Raw genomic sequence first — 15,047 nt, 5'->3', positions numbered from 1 at the left:
AAGTCGGCGCCTTCAGGGGCTATTGCACAGCGCTTTGACTTCCCCGATGGTTGATACAGCCATATCGGAGGCGTAAGCGGTACGCATGATAAGAATCGACTGTCAGGGCGTTTCGACCGACGCCCTCGCTCAATCCGAGCAGATTCGCGCGGCGGCCGATTGCTTTACACGACATGGCTACGCAATCCTCGATCATGTCCTTCCCGAAGATGCCGTTCGCGGCCTACACGACGAATTCAACGACCGATATAAGGACTACATAACAGATCGCGAGCCCGAGGATTCGCTGGAGGTCGGCGACAAGCGGTTCATGATCCCGCTTCACCTGTCCGGAAACCTCGGCGCTCCCCTGGTCTTCGCCAATCCCTATGTGATCGCCCTGGTCCGGGAAGTCCTCGGCCACGACGCGGTCCTCGAGGCTTTCGGTGCCATCATCTCGCTCGTCGGGTCCGAAGCCCAACACCCCCATCCCGACGGCCCGCCGTTGTTCGGCTCGGAAATCTCGGCGCTCCTGCCCGCGCACGCGCTCACCTTCGCTCTGCCCCTGGTCGAGATGAACGAGGTTTCGGGAACCACCGCCCTTTGGCCGGGCAGCCATCGGTGGCTAGGGCCAAAGGAGGATGTGCCGCCCGAGCGACCGGTCATTCCGGTGGGCTCCTGCGTGCTGTGGGATTTCCGGCTCATCCACAGCGGTGCGCCGAACCGGTCCGATCGGCCCCGGCCGATGGTCTATGCCACCTACGCGAGGCGCTGGTACCAGGATCCCGTCAACTTCATCAAGGCGGCTCAGCAGCGCCTGGTCTTCGAGCCGGCATTCTTCGAGGGCATTCCCGAGGATATGCGGACGCTGTTCTCGCATGTTCGCGGTGCCTTGCTGCCGGGCGAGCCCTTCCGGGGATGAGCGGCGCGCCTGACAGGTTTGCCGGCGCGGCGGAGGCTCTGCTGAAGCAGGCGGAACTGTCGCCAGACGAAGTGGCGGAACGGTTCGGAGCTGCGCTCGATGTCGAACGGTGGCGGCGGCTGGTGCCTTTTGCCTCGATCGAAGAGAAGGTCGTCTCCGGCGACCACGCCCGGATCGCGCTGCAGGACGCCGTTCGCGAGAAGAGTCGCCTCGACGAGGACGGCTATTTCTGTCTGAAACAGGTGTTCGATCGCGAGTGGATCGCCCGGATGCATGACATCGCCAGGGCGGTCCGCGCCGATGGCTGGCCGGTGGCCTTCGCCTTCGTCTACGACGACTTCTGGAGCGTCGCGCGAACACCATCGATATCTGCCTTTCTCGAGGCCTCGCTCGGCCCGGACTTCGTGCAGAACACCGTCGTCTGGGCGCACTGGGTTCCGGACGCGAAGGGCGTGGCCGGATGGCGCCCGCATGACGACTGCCGAGGAGGCGGCGACACGTTCCTGTCGCTCTGGATCCCGCTTTCGGAGGCCACCGTGGAGAACGGCTGTATGTTCCTGGTGCCCGATCGCAGGTCGCGCGAGGTCGCCGACGCGATCAAGGCCCAGGACAGCATGCCGGACACATTGTTCCGCAAGACCTTGCAGGACGTCGTCGCCTTGCCGGTTCCGCCGGGATCGCTGATCGGCTGGCGTGGCGATGTGCTTCATTGGGGCGGCGCCAACTCCGGCAGTGCCGTGCCGCGCGTAAGCCTGGCCCTGGAATTTCGGTCGCGGGATGCAAAGACACGTCGCTTCGAACGGCCGTTGATCGACCCGCGCGCGGCGCTGCCACCTTTCAGGACGCGTCTGTTCGCGATCGTCAAGGCGCTTCGAGAGTACACGGAGTTCGAGCCCCTTCTGCGGCGGCACCTGCCGCTCGCCGAGCGGATCTTTGAAGCAACCTCGCCGCAAGAATGACGCCGCCCGCACAGGCATCTAAGGGTGTCGTGCCGAGGTTCCTGGCCGGTGGGTCGCTGGGCTACGCGCGCAGCTGGGTCAAGAACGTCGTGAAGGGAGCCCTCGGACGCGCTCCGCACTTCACGGCGCAGGACGTGCTGTTCCGCGCCTGGCTCCGCCAGCTCTGCGGCGGACCGAAGCTCCGGCAGATCACCTGCGATGCGTCCACGGACGAAGGCGCGGGCTCGCAGGCGCTCATGACGATGCGCGCGATCGACTTCGCCCGCGCCACGGGTCTCACCTACGTCCACACGCCCTTTTCGCAGATCCATCATGCCGACCGGCCGATGCAGGCCTGGGCCGAGGCCTGGGAATCGCATTTCAATCTGGGCGAAGGTGAATCCCGGAGCCGCCGCGACGGTGGCGACACGGTCAACTACGCCTTCACCTTTCCGACGCTGCATGCCCTGTTCGGCATCGAAGCGTCCGAGCCTGACTTCGACGACGCCACCATCCTCGAGTTCCGCCGCAGGTACTACGCCAACAAGTCGCCGCGGAAGAACGAGGTTCTCTCCGTCTGCGTTCATGCCCGCCGGCGCAATCGCCGCGATTTCCACTCAGGGGATTCGACCGACCTGCCGCGCCTCGCCCGAACGCTCGCGCGGCTTCGCTCCGTGCTCGACGCCCAGGGCGTCGTCTACACGCTACGCCTCTTCTCCCAGGGACATGCGGAAGAATTCCATGCGCTTGATATCCCGGAGAGCGCTCTATTTCTCGATGCCGACCCGCTCTGGAGCATGCGGGAAATGATCGAGGCCGACATTCTGGTCACGACGCTCGGAACGTTCAGCTACGTGGCCGGTCTGCTCTGCGACGGAATCGTCCTCGGCGATGCATCGGGTCCGCCAGCCAGGGGATGGCTCGCCTACGACGCCAACGGCGATTTCGATTCCGAGGCACTCGGGCTGGCAATCAACTTGCCGTCGACCAGCGCGAGGTAGCGGTCGGCGCCCATGATCGCCGCCGGCCGGTGCGTGACCACCACGATCGTGGTCCTGCCGTGCAGGCCGGCGATGGTTTCGAGGATGCGGTCCTCGTTCTGCGAATCGAGCGCGCTGGCCGGCTCGTCGAGCAGGATCAGCCGCGGTTCCCGAAGCAGCGTTCGCGCCAGGGCGAGCCTTTGACGCTCGCCGCCCGACAGGTTGGTGCCACGGTCGCCGACGACGGTATCCAGGCCGTCCGGCAGAGCGCGCAGCAGTTCGGCCAGTCCCGCCAGCCCGAGGACATCGAGCATCCGTTCATCCGATGCCGCGGGATCGGCCCATGCGAGGTTTGCCCGGATGGAATCGTGAAAGAGAAATGCCTCCTGTGCCATGTAGCCGACCGAGCGGCGCCAGCCCGGCGCGAGGGCCGCCGTCAGCTCGATGCCGTCGATCAGGATTCGGCCCACCGTGGGGACGACCAGTCCGCCCATGAGATCGAGGAGCGTGCTCTTGCCGGCACCCGACACGCCCGACAGGACGGTGAGGGAGCCGGCCGGCAGCGCAAGATCGATGTCGCGCAGCACGTCGCCGGCCGCGTCGTATCCGAACCCGACGCCTTCGAGGCGCAGTTCCCTGTCGAACGAGACCCGCTCCGGCGGCGTCTGTCCGATCCGGTCGGCGGCGGCGTCGCAATCGGCGATGGTTGCCGCCACGATCTGGAACGCCGACGAACAATGGACGAATTCCTGTGCCAGGTTCTGGATGTCCTGGAACATCGGCATGAGTCGCTGGAACACGAAGATCAGGACGAGAAGATTGGCCAGCGGCAGCCCGAGCCAGTCGACGGCCAGCCAGAGCAGGGCGGCCAGGACCACCGCCGTCGCGATCTCCAGGATCAGCTCCGTATTGGCGAGCAGGCGGCGGTTCGCAAGGCCCGCGCCTTCCGCCTGCTGCACGGCATCGGCGAAGGCGCCGACATGCTGCGCCTCGGCGCCGTAGGCCTTGGTCAGCTTGAGCGCCTGCAGGAACTCGGTGATCTCCCGGCTGACGCGCGTGCCGGCCTCCGAGACGACGTCGCCGAGGCGCCGGCTTTCGACAAGCCGGCGCCGCAGACCCCAGGCCAGGCAAAGGCCGAGGGCAATCGCCAGGGCCGAGAAGGCAGGCGCGATGGCGAAGGCGATGGCGATGTGCGCGAGGAAGATGACGAGGCGGGCCGGGATCTCCAGCAGCAGCTGGACGCCGTGCTCGATGCGGTCGACTTCGGTGGCGAAGATGGCGTGAAAGTCCGCCGTCCGCCTGCGCCGCAGGTACGACCACGAGGCGTTGGCGATGGCGGCGTAGGTTCTGATCTTGAGATCGACGGCATAGTCGAAACGCAGGCTGGCGACGGCATTCTCCTGCAGCCGGGCGACGACGGCGCGCACGACGGCGACAGCCAGGAACAGCAGCAGCAGTCCCGCGAGCGTGGCCGGCAGAAGCGCGAGGAACCAGCTGGCGGTGCCTGTCATGACGGGCATCGGAGCGCCCAGGGAATTCAGCAGCGGGACGAGAAGCACCAGGCCCGCACCATCGCTCACGCCCGCCAGCAGGATGAGCACGGCGACATGGACGAGCCGGCGCGGGCCGATGGATGGCCCGCGCAGCTGCCAGGCCGCCTTCAGATCAGCCAGCATCAAACGGGACGTTTCTCATCGGCCGTTACATTAGCCGAGCGGACCGTTCGCGCCAGCGGTCAGGGCGTTTTCCTGGGCGGCAGGCTGCGCAGCCACGCGATCAGCGCGGACATGTCGTCGGCCGATATCCTGTCGTAATAGGCGAAGCCCATCGGTGGCTTCAGCGGCTGGCCCTGCCGGTCGATACCCTTGCGGATGGCGCGTTCGATCTCGGCGTCGGTCCACTTGCCCAGGCCCTGGTCGGGGTCGGAGGTGATGTTCTTGGCCACGCTCAGTCCGAACGGCCCATGGAACTGGCGGCCGCCGGCACCGAGCAGTGTGTCGTACTGGGTCCGGCCGTTGGCGGCCGGCGGGGTATGGCACTCGATGCAGTGGCCGAGCGGACCGGCCAGATAGGCGCCGTAGGCGAGCTTGTCCGTTCTGGGCGGCGCCTCGATCACCTTGTCGATCGGCGGGCCGTAGCTGGCAGGCAGCGGAATCTCATATGTCGATTTGGGCGTGACGTTCTTCACCGCCGGCACCGTGCGCAGATAGGCCACCATGGCATCGAGGTCGGCATCGGCCAGGCCGCGATAGAGTTCGAAGGGCATCGGCGGGCGGATGAGCGAGCCGTCGGGCCGCTTGCCTTCGCGGATCGCGACCTTGAGCTGCGCGTCCGTCCATTTGCCGATCCCGGTTTCGGGGTCGGGCGTGATGTTGGTCGAGTAGGCCGTGAACAGGCCGGGATGAGCAATCTCAAGTCCGCCGGCCAGAGCCTTGCCCGGAAGCGGACCGTTCGGCCCCATCGGCGTGTGGCAGTTGCCGCAGCCGGCAATACTTTCGACGAGATATTTGCCGCGCTCGACCGTCGACTGGGCGGAGGCACCGGACCAGACACCCAATATCACGGCCATCGCGGCCGCCGCCAAAGACCGATGCATGCATTCCTCTCCCCCTGGGGAGAGCGCTCTTACTCCGCGGCCGCGGCGAAACGCAAGTCGGGAAGCGGCTGCGCGCGGTCGATCGCTGCGCCGGCGTCGAATTTCTTCAGCTCCGGCATCACCGTCGCGGCGAACATTCGCAGGTTCCGCGCCGCTTCCTCGTGCGGCATGCCGGCGTAGGAGAAGACTCCGATGTAAGCCGAGTTGTTGGTCTGCCTGTGGATCGCCATCACCTTCTCGTAGACCTGCTCCGGGGTGCCGTAGACCTGCAGGTCGGCGAAGAACTCGATCGCCTTCTGGTCGCCGTAGACGGCGAGCTTCTCGTTCATCTTGGCGTAGTACTCGTAGCCGCGCTGGTTCTTCATGTGCTCACCGGCGAACTGGTAGTGGTCGAGCACGGTGCGGTAGTAGCCGCCGATGTACCTGATCGCCATCTCGCGCGCCCGCTCGGCGCTCTCATCGACGAAGGTCCAGCCAGCAGAGATCGGCTGCGGCGCGTCGGTGCCGTTGATCTCGCGATAGAGCGTATTGTACTCGGCGAGCTCCTTCTCGACCTCGCGCCACGGCTTCTGCGGGATGATGAGGAGGCCGACGCCCAGCCGCGCCATGATGCGCGCGCTCTCCGGGCTGACGGCGGCGGCATAGGTGCGGCCGCGGAAGCTCTTGAACGGCGCGGGGCGGATGGCGACGGGCGGCTGCTTGTAGTGCTTGCCCTGGTATTCCATCACGCCGGTCTCGAGGCCCTTCAGCAACGCCTCGCCGTACTCGACGAACAGCTCGCGGCTGTCGCCCATGTCGAGGCGGAAGCCGTCGAACTCCACCTTGCCGGCGCCGCGGCCGAGACCCAGGATCATGCGACCACCGGACAAGTGATCGAGCATGGAGATCTGCTCGGCTGCCCGCATCGGGTCGTGCCACGGCAGCACCACCACCATCGAGCCCAGCCGGACGTGCCTGGTGCGGCCGGCCATGTAGGACAGGAACTGCACCACGTCGGGGCACATCGTGTAGTCGGTGAAATGGTGCTCGACCGACCAGATCGATTCGAAGCCCAGCGGCTCGGCCATGTCGGCCAGCGCGAGTTCGTTCAGGTAGATCTGGCGGTCGCTGAGCGCGCGGCCGGTGTTCTGGAAGACGGCGGCCATTCCGACGTGCATCGAAGGTTCCCCCTTTGATTCGGAAAATATTCGTTCCGACGCATGGTAAACAGGCGTTTACCGGCTTGGAAAGGGGTCAGTTTGCTTGATTCCGCCGCATTCGATCTTCATATGCAGCCCATGCGTATCCTCCTCGCCACCCTTCTGCTGTCCTTCACTTCGATCCTCGCTGCGGCACCCGCCGGTGCCCAGGAAATGGCCCAAGCCCAGCCGTCCACGGCCGAGGTCGAGAAGTACATCAACTCGATCCGCACGCTGAAGGCGCGGTTCGTGCAGAGCAATCCCAACGGATCGGTCGTCCAGGGCACGCTTTATGTGCGCCGCCCGGGTCGCATGCGCTTCGAATACGATGCCCCGTCGCAGCTCAAGATCGTGGCCGACGGCTACCAGGTGACGATGTGGGACATCGCCACGAAGGACTTCGGCCAGTGGCCGATCGGCTGGACCGCCGCCTCGTTCCTGGTCAAGGAGCCGCTGTCGCTGAGCGGCGACCTGCAGGTCGAGAAGACCGAACGCAGCGACGGCATGCTGCACGTCACCATGAGCCAGGCGAAGAAGCCGCAGGAGGGCAAGGTGATCGTCCGCCTCGGCGAGAATCCGATGGTGCTGCGCGGCTGGACGATCATCGACAACCGCGGCAACCAGGTGAACGTATCGCTGCAGGACGTGCAGTCCGGCATGCAGCTGGCCGACTCCCTGTTCAAGTTCGACGGCCCCGATCCGGGCGCGATTCGGCGCGGCGGCAACTAGCGTCGGGCGCGCGCGCCTGACGTCGACGCGCTATAGTCCCCGCATGGATCGGTGTGGGGGACAATAGACGTGAGCGGACTGATCGTGCGGGCCTCGACCGAGGCCGATGTGGCGCGTTGCGCGGAAATCTACGGACATCATGTGCTGTACGGCACGGCCTCGTTCGAGGTCGATCCGCCGGATCTTGCCGAGATGAAGAAGCGCCGCGCCGCGGTGCTCGATCTTGGGCTGCCCCATCTGGTGGCCGAGCGCGCCGGCCGGGTGATGGGCTACGCCTATGCCGGCAACTGGCGGCCGAGGCCGGCCTACAAATTCTCGGTCGAGGATTCGATCTACATCGACAAGGACGCGGTGGGCCAGGGCGTCGGCAAGGCGCTGCTGCCGGCGCTGATCGAGCGGTGCACGGCGGCCGGCAAGCGCCAGATGGTGGCGGTGATCGGCGATTCGGCGCAGACGCCGTCGATCCGGCTCCATGCCTCCTGCGGCTTCGAGATGACGGGCACCTTGAAGAGCATCGGCTTCAAGTTCGGCCGTTGGCTCGACAGCGTGCTGATGCAGCGGCCACTGGGTGTCGGCGACACCACGCCGCCGGCGGAGCGCTGACATGCGCCTGATCGACTACTTCGACCGCGGCGCCGATCTCTTCCCCGAGCGCCATTGCCTGCATGACGGCAGCCGCGGCTGGACCTATGCCGAAGTGCGCGGCCAGAGCCACCGCGTCGCCAACGGCCTGCTGGTGGCCGGCCTGGGGCGCGGCGCCAAGGCCGCCGTCTACAGTCCCAACCATGCCGCGGCTTACGCCTGCCTGCTCGGCATCGTGCGCGCCGGGGTCACCTGGGCGCCGGTCAATGCGCGGAACGCTCTGGAGGAGAATCTCTACATCCTGAACAACACGGATGTGGAATTCCTCTTCTACCATTCGAGCTTCGAGTCCGCGCTGCCGCGCATCAGGGAGGCCTGCCCCAAGATCAAGGACTTCGTCTGCCTCGACCTGCCGTCGTTCGAGGCGTGGCTGGCGCGCTTCGAGGCCGCCGCGCCCGACCTGCCCGACGATCCCGATGGCGTGGCCTTCCTCGCCAGCTCCGGCGGCACCACCGGCCGGCCCAAGGGCGTGCAGATCACCAACCGCAACATCGAGACCATGAATTCGATCTTCTGGGCCTGCATGCCGCTCGAGGCGCCGCCGGTCCATCTCATGGTGGCGCCGATGACCCACGCGGCCGGCGTCTGTTCCTTTCCCATGCTGCCGTTCGGCGGCACCAACATCTTCATGGGCACGGCCGATCCCGGCGGCATCCTCGCGGCGATCGAAAAGCACAAGGTCACGCACATCTACATGCCGCCGACCTTGATCTACATGCTGCTGGCCCATCCCGACGTGCGCAAATACGACTACAGCTCGCTCAAGAATCTCGTCTATGCCTCGGCGCCGATGTCGGTCGACAAGCTCGTCGAGGCGATCGAGGTCTTCGGGCCGGTGCTGACCCAGACCTACGGCCAGGCCGAGGCTTGCATGATCTGCACCTTCTTTTCGCCCAAGGACCATGTCGAGGCGCTGAAAAGCAACAACCGCCATCGGCTGGCGAGCTGCGGCAAGATCTCGCCGCTGGTCCGGCTGGAGGTGATGGACGAAGAGGGCCGGATCCTGCCGCGCGGCGAGCGCGGCGAGATCGTGGTGCGCGGCGGCCTGGTCACGTCGGGCTACTACAACAACCCCAAGGCCACGGAAGAAGCCTCGACCTTCGGCTGGCACCATACCGGCGACATCGGCGTCATCGACACCGACGGCTTCGTCTATATCGTCGATCGCAAGAAGGACATGATCATCTCTGGCGGCTTCAACGTCTTCCCGAGCGAGGTCGAGCAGGTGCTGTGGAGCCATCCTGCGGTGCAGGACTGCGCCGTCATCGGCGTGCCCGACGAGAAGTGGGGCGAGGCGGTGAAGGCGGTGGTCGAACTGAAACCCGGCGCCACCGTGGCGGCCGAGGAACTGATCCATCTCGCCAAGGACAAGCTCGGCGGCGTGAAGGCGCCCAAGTCGGTCGACTTCATCGCGGCCCTGCCGCGCAGCCCGGTCGGCAAGGTGCTGAAGAAGGATCTGCGCGCACCTTACTGGGCCGGCCATGACCGCAAGATCTGAAGGGCGGACGATCTAGTGCTCGCCTGGCTGCGACGCCTGCCGCCGAACGTGCAGGGCGCGTTGTGGCTGGTCAGCGGCGGCTTCATCTTCACCTCGACCGGCGTCATGATCCGGTTGCTGTCGGAACAGATCGACAGCGTCCAGACCGCCTTCTTCCGCGCCGTCATCGGCCTCGTCCTGCTGCTGCCCATGATCCTGGCCGGTCGCGTGAAGCCCTGGCATTCCAAGCGCCTCGCCGGCCATTTCTGGCGCACCTTCATGGGCACCGCCTCGATGGTGCTGGGCTTCTATGCGGTCTCGATGCTGCCGCTGGCCGACGCGACGGCCATCGCCTTCTCGCAGCCGCTGTTCTCGGTCCTGGTCGCCGTCGTGCTGGCCAAGGAGAAGGTGCGCTGGCGGCGCTGGACCGCCACGGTCGTGGGCTTCGCGGGCGTGCTGGTGATGGTGCGGCCGGGCGAGGGCAGCCTGCAGCTCGGCGCCCTGGTGGCGCTGGCCAATGCCGCCACGGTGGCGATCTCGATCCTGCTGGTGAAGCGTCTCTCCGATTCGGAAACGCCGCTGATGATCCTGACGCAGTTTGCGATCTTCTCGACGCTCCTGCTGGCGGCGCCGGCGATCTGGGTGTGGCGCTGGCCCGACCTGTGGGGCTGGACCCTGGCGGTCGGCATCGCGCTGGCCGCCACCGTCGGACAGTATTTCTGGGTCCAGGCCTTCAAGGCCGGTGAGATGTCGGCGGTGGCGCCGTTCGAGTATCTCCGCCTGCCGTTCGCCGTGTTCGTGGGCTGGCTGGTGTGGGGCGAGATGCCGGTGATCTGGACCTACGTCGGCGCCGCCATCGTCATCGCCTCGGCGCTCTACATCGCCCACCGCGAGCACCAGCTCGCCCGCGAGCGAAGAAGGGCAGCCATCGGCAGCTAGGCCGCGCCCGGCTGTCTGGACGCGCAGGAGGGCAGGCGGCATGCTGACGCGATGTCGACCGACCGACCGCTCGAGACGCGCCGGCTCGCCGCAATTCTGGCGATCGACATGGTCGGCTATTCGCGGCACATGCAGGCCGATGAGGCGGCGACCCTGCGGGCGCTGCGCGAGGCACGGTCCGCGGTCATCGAACCGGCGATCGCGCGGCACGGCGGCGCCGTCTTCAAGACAACCGGAGACGGGCTTCTCGCCGAGTTCTCCAGCTCCGTCTCGGCCACGCAATGCGCCGTCGACATCCAGTGTGAAATGCCCGAGACCGGCTCCGCCGCGCCCGGGCAGTTCCGCATCGGCGTCAGCCTGGGCGAAATCGTCGTCGATGGCGACGATCGCTATGGTGACGGCGTCAACCTGGCGGCGCGCCTGGAGGCGGTCGCATCGCCGGGCGGCGTGTCGGTGTCGCGGCTTGTGCGCGACCAGACGGAGGGTAAGCTCGCGGCACGCTTCGTGTCCCGCGGCGCCTTGGCGCTCAAGAACATGGTCGAACCCGTCGAGGTCTTCGACGTCGTGCCGGCCGATGCCGCCGGCGCACCGGCCCGGGCGGCACGCCATCGTCGTCTGCCGCGCCGCCTGCTGGCGGCGTTCGCCGCCGCCGCCGTCGCTGTGGCCGGCATCGTCGCCTTCTTTGCCCTGCCGCGCGTTCCGGTTCCGGGCGTGGTGCAGTCGATCGCGCCGCTGATCGCCGTGCTGCCGTTCGCCAATCAGAGTGGTGATCTGGGCGAGGAATACTTCAGCGACGGCATCACCGACGACGTCATCGGCGCGCTGGGCCGCTTCTCCTCGCTCGCGGTGCTTTCGCGCAACGCCGTCATGCCGTTCAAGGGGCGCCAGGCGGCAAGTGACGAAGTTGTCCAGAAGCTCGGCGCCCGCTACGTCGTCGAGGGCAGCGCGCGCCGCGCCGGCGACCGGGTGCGGGTCCAGGCCCGGCTGACCGACGCGCAGGGCGCGCGCGTCCTGTGGTCCGACCGCTTCGATGCCAGTACCCGCGACCTGTTCGTGCTGCAGGATGAACTCGTGCAGCAGATCGCCGGCTCGCTTGCCTCCCAGGTCGATCGCATGGAGCGGGAGCGCGCACGCCGCAAGCCGACGGAGAATCTCGACGCCTACGACCTGGTGCTGCGTGGCCGCGCTCTGCTCGAAACCAATACGCGGATGGCCCATGTGCAGGCGCGCGCCCTGTTCGAGCATGCAATGGCCTCCGACCCGGCCTTCGCCGACGCGCGCGTCGGCCTGGCGCGGGTGCTCTACTTCTACGTCCAGTACGGCTTTACTGAATCGCCGGTCGAAGCGGCCCAGGAGGCGGAAGCGCAGCTGCGCGAAGCCCTGCGGCTCGATCCGGCCAACGTGCGGGCACTGGGGCTGCTCGGCCAGATTCTCACGTATTTCGGCCGCTACGACGATGCGATGGCATCGATCGACCGGGCGTTGGCGATCAATCCCAGCGACGCCGAGGCCTACTATTCGCGGGCGTCGGTCCTCCTGTGGGTCGGCCGGCTGGACGAATCGGGCCGCGCCACGGACCTGGCGCGCCGGCTCGACCCGACCACGGCGTCGAGACCGGACCACCTGTTCAATCAGGCTCTCCGCCTGATCCTGCTGGACGAGCCCGAGCAGGCGCGGGTGTTGATCGAACGCCACGCCAGCTCGACACCGCGCTTCGGCTCGCTCTACGTGCTGCTGGCAATCGCCTATGCCCAGCTCGATAGGCCGGACGACACTGCGCGAGCCGTCGCGACGGTGCGCAAGATCGACCCGTTCTTCGATGCCGACCGATTCGGCACCCGCTTGCGCGACGCTGGTCAGCGACAGCTCGTGATCGAAGGGTTGCGCAAGGCGGGCCTGCGTCCGGACTGAACTCGATCAGTGCTGCTTGATCCAATTGGCGTTGGCGCGCCTGAGCAGCGTGGGGTCGTTGCGTGCCTGTTCCGGCCCGGTCGCGCCCGAGAACAGGAAGAGCCGGCCATCGGATATGATCCAGTTCTTGGGATCGGCTTCGATCTTCTTGCCAGCCGACATGCCGGCTGAACAGAGCCCCGCGAACTGCGGCGCGTACTTCTCGGGATCGCGGGCGAAAAGCTCGCGATGTCCCTCGTTCATGAAGAGGTAACGCCTGCCGTCCCATTGGTACGAGGTCGACGGATTGCCCTGCTCTGGCCGCCCCAGGGTGAAATAAGCCACGGCGTCGTAGCCGTGAATCGCAACTTTGGCGTCGCTTGGCGTGCTTTGGGCCATCGCCGGTGACGCCGCGAGGGCCGCAGCGAAGACGAGCAGGGACCGGCGAGCGATAGTCATTGGTAGAGGCTCCAATCGTTCAATGATGGCAGCAAGGCCTGAAGCCATCAAGGGATGGAGCATCCGCCGGCTGTTCGAAACCGCTTCGCTAGGCCGGCTGTGCCGCTTCCTTGAGGAGCCAGGCGCGGGCCTTCTCGCGATGGGCGTCGGTGATGTGGACCTTGGCGGCGGTGAGCGCGGCCACGATGATCGCGGCGTCGTCGGTGAAACCCAGCCCCAGCATGAAATCCGGGATGGCGTCGATCGGCAGCACGAAATAGGCCAGCGCGCCGAACAGGGTGGCGCGGATCGGCAGCGGCGTGGCGCTGTCGGTGGCGCAGTAGAATGCCGCCACGGCGTCCTCGGTAAAGGGCACGCGGCCCAGGGTCTTGCGGGCCTTCTGCCAGAAACCCCGGCTCACCGTGTTCTGGTTTGCGGCCAGCTTCCCGACCAATTCGGTGGAGTTGCTCATGGGTTGAAAGGTTGGGCGGGCGGGCCTGCTTGGCAAGAGGGTCGGGCGTGCTAAAAACGCCCGTTCAAGGAGGACACAAATGAACGTCAAGGGTCAGGCCGCCATCGTCACCGGCGGCGCATCGGGTCTGGGGGGCGCCACGGCGTCGGCGCTGGCGGCGGCCGGCGCCAAGGTCGCGATCTTCGACCTTCAGGACGAGCTCGGTGAGAAGAAGGCCAAGGAAATCGGCGGCCTCTACGTCAAGACCAACGTCTCCGATGCCGCCAACACCGAGGCCTCGGTCAAGACGGTCGTCGAGAAGCTGGGCGCCCCGAGGGTCGCGGTGAACTGCGCCGGCATCGGCCGCGCCGCCCGTACCATCTCCAAGAACGGCCCGCACGACCTCGGCATGTTTGCCCAGGTGATCCAGGTCAACCTGATCGGCACCTTCAACGTCATCCGCCTCGTCTCCTGGGCGATGAGCCAGGCCGAGCCGATGGACGACGGCGAGCGCGGTGTCATCATCAACACCGCCTCGGTGGCGGCGTTCGACGGCCAGATCGGCCAGGCGGCCTACTCGGCCTCGAAGGGCGGCGTGGTCGGCATGACGCTCCCCATCGCCCGCGATCTTTCCAGCATGGGCATCCGCGTCTGCACCATCGCGCCCGGCCTGTTCCTGACGCCGATGATGATGGGCCTGTCGGCCGAGGCGCAGAAGAGCCTGGGCGCGCAAGTGCCGTTCCCCTCGCGCCTCGGCGATCCCAGGGAATACGCCCAGCTCGCCATGTCGATCGTCGAGAACCACATGCTGAATGGCGAGACCATCCGCCTCGATGGCGCCATCCGCATGGCGCCGAAGTAGGGCGGGACGGCGCGATGCGACCGGGCCTGATGCTGGCGATGGTGGCGGCTCTTGCCGCCACCGCGTCGTCGGCGCGGGCCGAGCCGCGCTGGCTCGCCTGCAAGTACACCGATCAGGGTGGCGTGACGCGCAACTTCCACATGGTGTTCGACGACCTGCGCGGTACGGCGTCCATATTCGAAGCCGGCACGTTGGTCGAGGGCAGCGGCACGAGCATCAATTTCCAGTCGATCCGCACCAGCTTTCCGGCCTTTGCCGCGACCTACAATCGCAACGACGGCGCACTGGCAATATCGCCCCAAGGAAGCTTCGGCGGCATCCTGCGCGGCGAGTGCCGGCGCAGCCCGCCGCCGCCCGGCGCGCCGGCCACCTGACTGCCGCGGCTATTCGAGGTCTTTCGCCCGCTCGCAGCGCAGGTCGGCGACGCTGTTTTCCGTCGCTTGCTGGCCCGGTGTCGTCTGGCCGTTGCAGGTGAAGCGGATCCTGAGTGTCTTGGTGCGGGAGACGCGGTCGGGCGTGCCGAAGATGTAGCCCATCGCCGGCACCTGGCACCGCCACGAGCTGTCGCCGCAGATGTCACGGACGGACTGGGTGACGTCGATGGTCTGGCCGTTGGGTGAACCCCAGGTCGCTTCGAGGATCGAGATCGTGCGCGGGACCAGCGGCAGGCCGCCGACACAGTCCATGCGGACCTTGAGGCCGGTGGCCACGACTTCCGACAGCACGAAGCGCTGCGGCTGGCAGGTCCAGATGACCGCCAACCGGTTGTCGAAATCGAGCTTGGTCTGGCCGTAGTTCGCGGCATTGGCGAAGACGTCGCAGGGATAGCCGTTGGGGCAGGTGACCTGGCTGGTGACGTCGGCGGAGGGACCCGAGGCGGGGACACCCCAGTAGGCCTTCTTCAGCGCCGCCGTGGAAACCGGCACCTTGGGCGCCGAGTTGCACGCCACCACGGTGGCGATCGCGACGACGGCCAAGACAAGTAGACGACCCAGAGCCATGGTGCCCCCAGCTAGATCAACGAAG

At 66.8% G+C, this 15,047-nt stretch carries 16 protein-coding genes; 10 read left to right on the top strand and 6 right to left on the bottom strand.

Annotated features, from left to right (window positions below):
• Positions 1–85 precede the first annotated feature (85 nt).
• From EPO55_RS22230 to EPO55_RS22220, 3 genes are read left to right on the top strand one after another with little or no spacing between them, the layout of a single operon-like run.
• Positions 86–901 (top strand): phytanoyl-CoA dioxygenase family protein, encoded by an 816-nt coding sequence (locus EPO55_RS22230; RefSeq protein WP_296339505.1) that lies wholly within the window; start codon positions 86–88, stop codon positions 899–901.
• Positions 898–1,860 (top strand): phytanoyl-CoA dioxygenase family protein, encoded by a 963-nt coding sequence (locus EPO55_RS22225; RefSeq protein WP_296339503.1) that lies wholly within the window; start codon positions 898–900, stop codon positions 1,858–1,860. Before EPO55_RS22230 ends, EPO55_RS22225 begins: the two co-directional genes overlap by 4 nt.
• Before the next feature lie 29 nt (positions 1,861–1,889).
• The gene (locus EPO55_RS22220; RefSeq protein ID WP_296339502.1) at positions 1,890–2,840 is read left to right on the top strand and encodes a hypothetical protein; all 951 of its coding nucleotides are present in this window, start codon (positions 1,890–1,892) and stop codon (positions 2,838–2,840) included.
• Here EPO55_RS22220 and EPO55_RS22215 read toward each other — a convergent pair.
• Genes EPO55_RS22215 through EPO55_RS22205 form a run of 3 tightly spaced genes read right to left on the bottom strand, consistent with a single transcriptional unit; the run spans position 2,765 to position 6,572 of the window.
• A complete protein-coding gene (locus EPO55_RS22215) occupies positions 2,765–4,495 on the bottom strand; it encodes an ABC transporter ATP-binding protein (protein ID WP_296339500.1) in 1,731 nt (576 codons plus the stop codon). The two genes, EPO55_RS22220 and EPO55_RS22215, sit on opposite strands and share 76 nt — an antisense overlap.
• Positions 4,496–4,554: 59 nt before the next feature.
• Complete coding sequence (locus tag EPO55_RS22210; RefSeq protein WP_296339499.1) at positions 4,555–5,415, bottom strand: c-type cytochrome; 861 nt, start codon at positions 5,413–5,415, stop codon at positions 4,555–4,557.
• Positions 5,416–5,444: 29 nt separating this feature from the next.
• Complete coding sequence (locus EPO55_RS22205) at positions 5,445–6,572, bottom strand: LLM class flavin-dependent oxidoreductase (RefSeq protein WP_296339498.1); 1,128 nt, start codon at positions 6,570–6,572, stop codon at positions 5,445–5,447.
• Between the two features lie 120 nt (positions 6,573–6,692).
• Between EPO55_RS22205 and EPO55_RS22200 the strand changes: the two genes are divergently transcribed.
• The 5 genes from EPO55_RS22200 (at position 6,693) to EPO55_RS22180 (ending at position 12,291) form a co-directional block, all read left to right on the top strand.
• Positions 6,693–7,322, top strand: coding sequence for an outer-membrane lipoprotein carrier protein LolA (locus EPO55_RS22200; protein ID WP_296339497.1), 630 nt, complete (start codon positions 6,693–6,695; stop codon positions 7,320–7,322).
• Between the two features lie 69 nt (positions 7,323–7,391).
• On the top strand, positions 7,392–7,925 hold the full coding sequence (locus EPO55_RS22195; protein WP_296339496.1) for a GNAT family N-acetyltransferase: 534 nt from the start codon (positions 7,392–7,394) through the stop codon (positions 7,923–7,925).
• A 1-nt stretch (position 7,926) separates the two neighbouring features.
• On the top strand, positions 7,927–9,462 hold the full coding sequence (locus EPO55_RS22190; RefSeq protein WP_296339495.1) for an AMP-binding protein: 1,536 nt from the start codon (positions 7,927–7,929) through the stop codon (positions 9,460–9,462).
• A 15-nt stretch (positions 9,463–9,477) separates the two neighbouring features.
• Complete coding sequence (locus EPO55_RS22185) at positions 9,478–10,380, top strand: DMT family transporter (protein WP_296339494.1); 903 nt, start codon at positions 9,478–9,480, stop codon at positions 10,378–10,380.
• Between the two features lie 51 nt (positions 10,381–10,431).
• Positions 10,432–12,291 carry a tetratricopeptide repeat protein gene (locus EPO55_RS22180; protein ID WP_296339492.1) on the top strand — a complete coding sequence of 620 codons (1,860 nt, stop codon included), beginning with the start codon at positions 10,432–10,434 and terminating at the stop codon, positions 12,289–12,291.
• Between the two features lie 6 nt (positions 12,292–12,297).
• Here the strand turns inward: EPO55_RS22180 and EPO55_RS22175 are convergent, their stop codons facing one another.
• Positions 12,298–12,729: a YHS domain-containing (seleno)protein gene (locus tag EPO55_RS22175; RefSeq protein ID WP_296339491.1), complete on the bottom strand. Its 432-nt coding sequence runs from the start codon at positions 12,727–12,729 to the stop codon at positions 12,298–12,300.
• 88 nt (positions 12,730–12,817) lie between these two features.
• Positions 12,818–13,180: a YkvA family protein gene (locus EPO55_RS22170; RefSeq protein ID WP_296339489.1), complete on the bottom strand. Its 363-nt coding sequence runs from the start codon at positions 13,178–13,180 to the stop codon at positions 12,818–12,820.
• Between the two features lie 79 nt (positions 13,181–13,259).
• Here EPO55_RS22170 and EPO55_RS22165 point away from each other — a divergent pair, with 79 nt between their 5' ends.
• Together EPO55_RS22165 and EPO55_RS22160 are read left to right on the top strand one after the other, a co-directional pair.
• Positions 13,260–14,021 (top strand): SDR family NAD(P)-dependent oxidoreductase, encoded by a 762-nt coding sequence (locus EPO55_RS22165; protein WP_296339487.1) that lies wholly within the window; start codon positions 13,260–13,262, stop codon positions 14,019–14,021.
• Positions 14,022–14,035: 14 nt separating this feature from the next.
• Positions 14,036–14,395 (top strand): hypothetical protein, encoded by a 360-nt coding sequence (locus EPO55_RS22160; RefSeq protein WP_296339486.1) that lies wholly within the window; start codon positions 14,036–14,038, stop codon positions 14,393–14,395.
• A gap of 9 nt (positions 14,396–14,404) precedes the next feature.
• On the opposite strand, the gene EPO55_RS22155 is transcribed toward EPO55_RS22160, so the two are convergent.
• Positions 14,405–15,022: a hypothetical protein gene (locus EPO55_RS22155; protein WP_296339485.1), complete on the bottom strand. Its 618-nt coding sequence runs from the start codon at positions 15,020–15,022 to the stop codon at positions 14,405–14,407.
• Positions 15,023–15,047 lie beyond the last annotated feature (25 nt).

It is taken from the genome of Reyranella sp. (genome assembly GCF_004296935.1).
GTDB lineage: Bacteria > Pseudomonadota > Alphaproteobacteria > Reyranellales > Reyranellaceae > Reyranella.
Note: the sequence above shows the minus strand (reverse complement) of the source record. Positions and strands in the feature narration are given on the sequence as shown.

Bases quoted from the DNA above. Each gene is read 5' to 3' on its own strand.
- EPO55_RS22230 (WP_296339505.1), top strand. From the start codon at position 86: ATGATAAGAATCGACTGTCAGGGCGTTTCGACCGACGCCCTCGCTCAA.
- EPO55_RS22225 (WP_296339503.1), top strand. From the start codon at position 898: ATGAGCGGCGCGCCTGACAGGTTTGCCGGCGCGGCGGAGGCTCTGCTG.
- EPO55_RS22215 (WP_296339500.1), bottom strand. From the start codon at position 4,495: ATGCTGGCTGATCTGAAGGCGGCCTGGCAGCTGCGCGGGCCATCCATC.
- EPO55_RS22210 (WP_296339499.1), bottom strand. From the start codon at position 5,415: ATGCATCGGTCTTTGGCGGCGGCCGCGATGGCCGTGATATTGGGTGTC.
- EPO55_RS22205 (WP_296339498.1), bottom strand. From the start codon at position 6,572: ATGCACGTCGGAATGGCCGCCGTCTTCCAGAACACCGGCCGCGCGCTC.
- EPO55_RS22200 (WP_296339497.1), top strand. From the start codon at position 6,693: ATGCGTATCCTCCTCGCCACCCTTCTGCTGTCCTTCACTTCGATCCTC.
- EPO55_RS22190 (WP_296339495.1), top strand. From the start codon at position 7,927: ATGCGCCTGATCGACTACTTCGACCGCGGCGCCGATCTCTTCCCCGAG.
- EPO55_RS22180 (WP_296339492.1), top strand. From the start codon at position 10,432: ATGTCGACCGACCGACCGCTCGAGACGCGCCGGCTCGCCGCAATTCTG.
- EPO55_RS22175 (WP_296339491.1), bottom strand. From the start codon at position 12,729: ATGACTATCGCTCGCCGGTCCCTGCTCGTCTTCGCTGCGGCCCTCGCG.
- EPO55_RS22170 (WP_296339489.1), bottom strand. From the start codon at position 13,180: ATGAGCAACTCCACCGAATTGGTCGGGAAGCTGGCCGCAAACCAGAAC.
- EPO55_RS22165 (WP_296339487.1), top strand. From the start codon at position 13,260: ATGAACGTCAAGGGTCAGGCCGCCATCGTCACCGGCGGCGCATCGGGT.
- EPO55_RS22160 (WP_296339486.1), top strand. From the start codon at position 14,036: ATGCGACCGGGCCTGATGCTGGCGATGGTGGCGGCTCTTGCCGCCACC.
- EPO55_RS22155 (WP_296339485.1), bottom strand. From the start codon at position 15,022: ATGGCTCTGGGTCGTCTACTTGTCTTGGCCGTCGTCGCGATCGCCACC.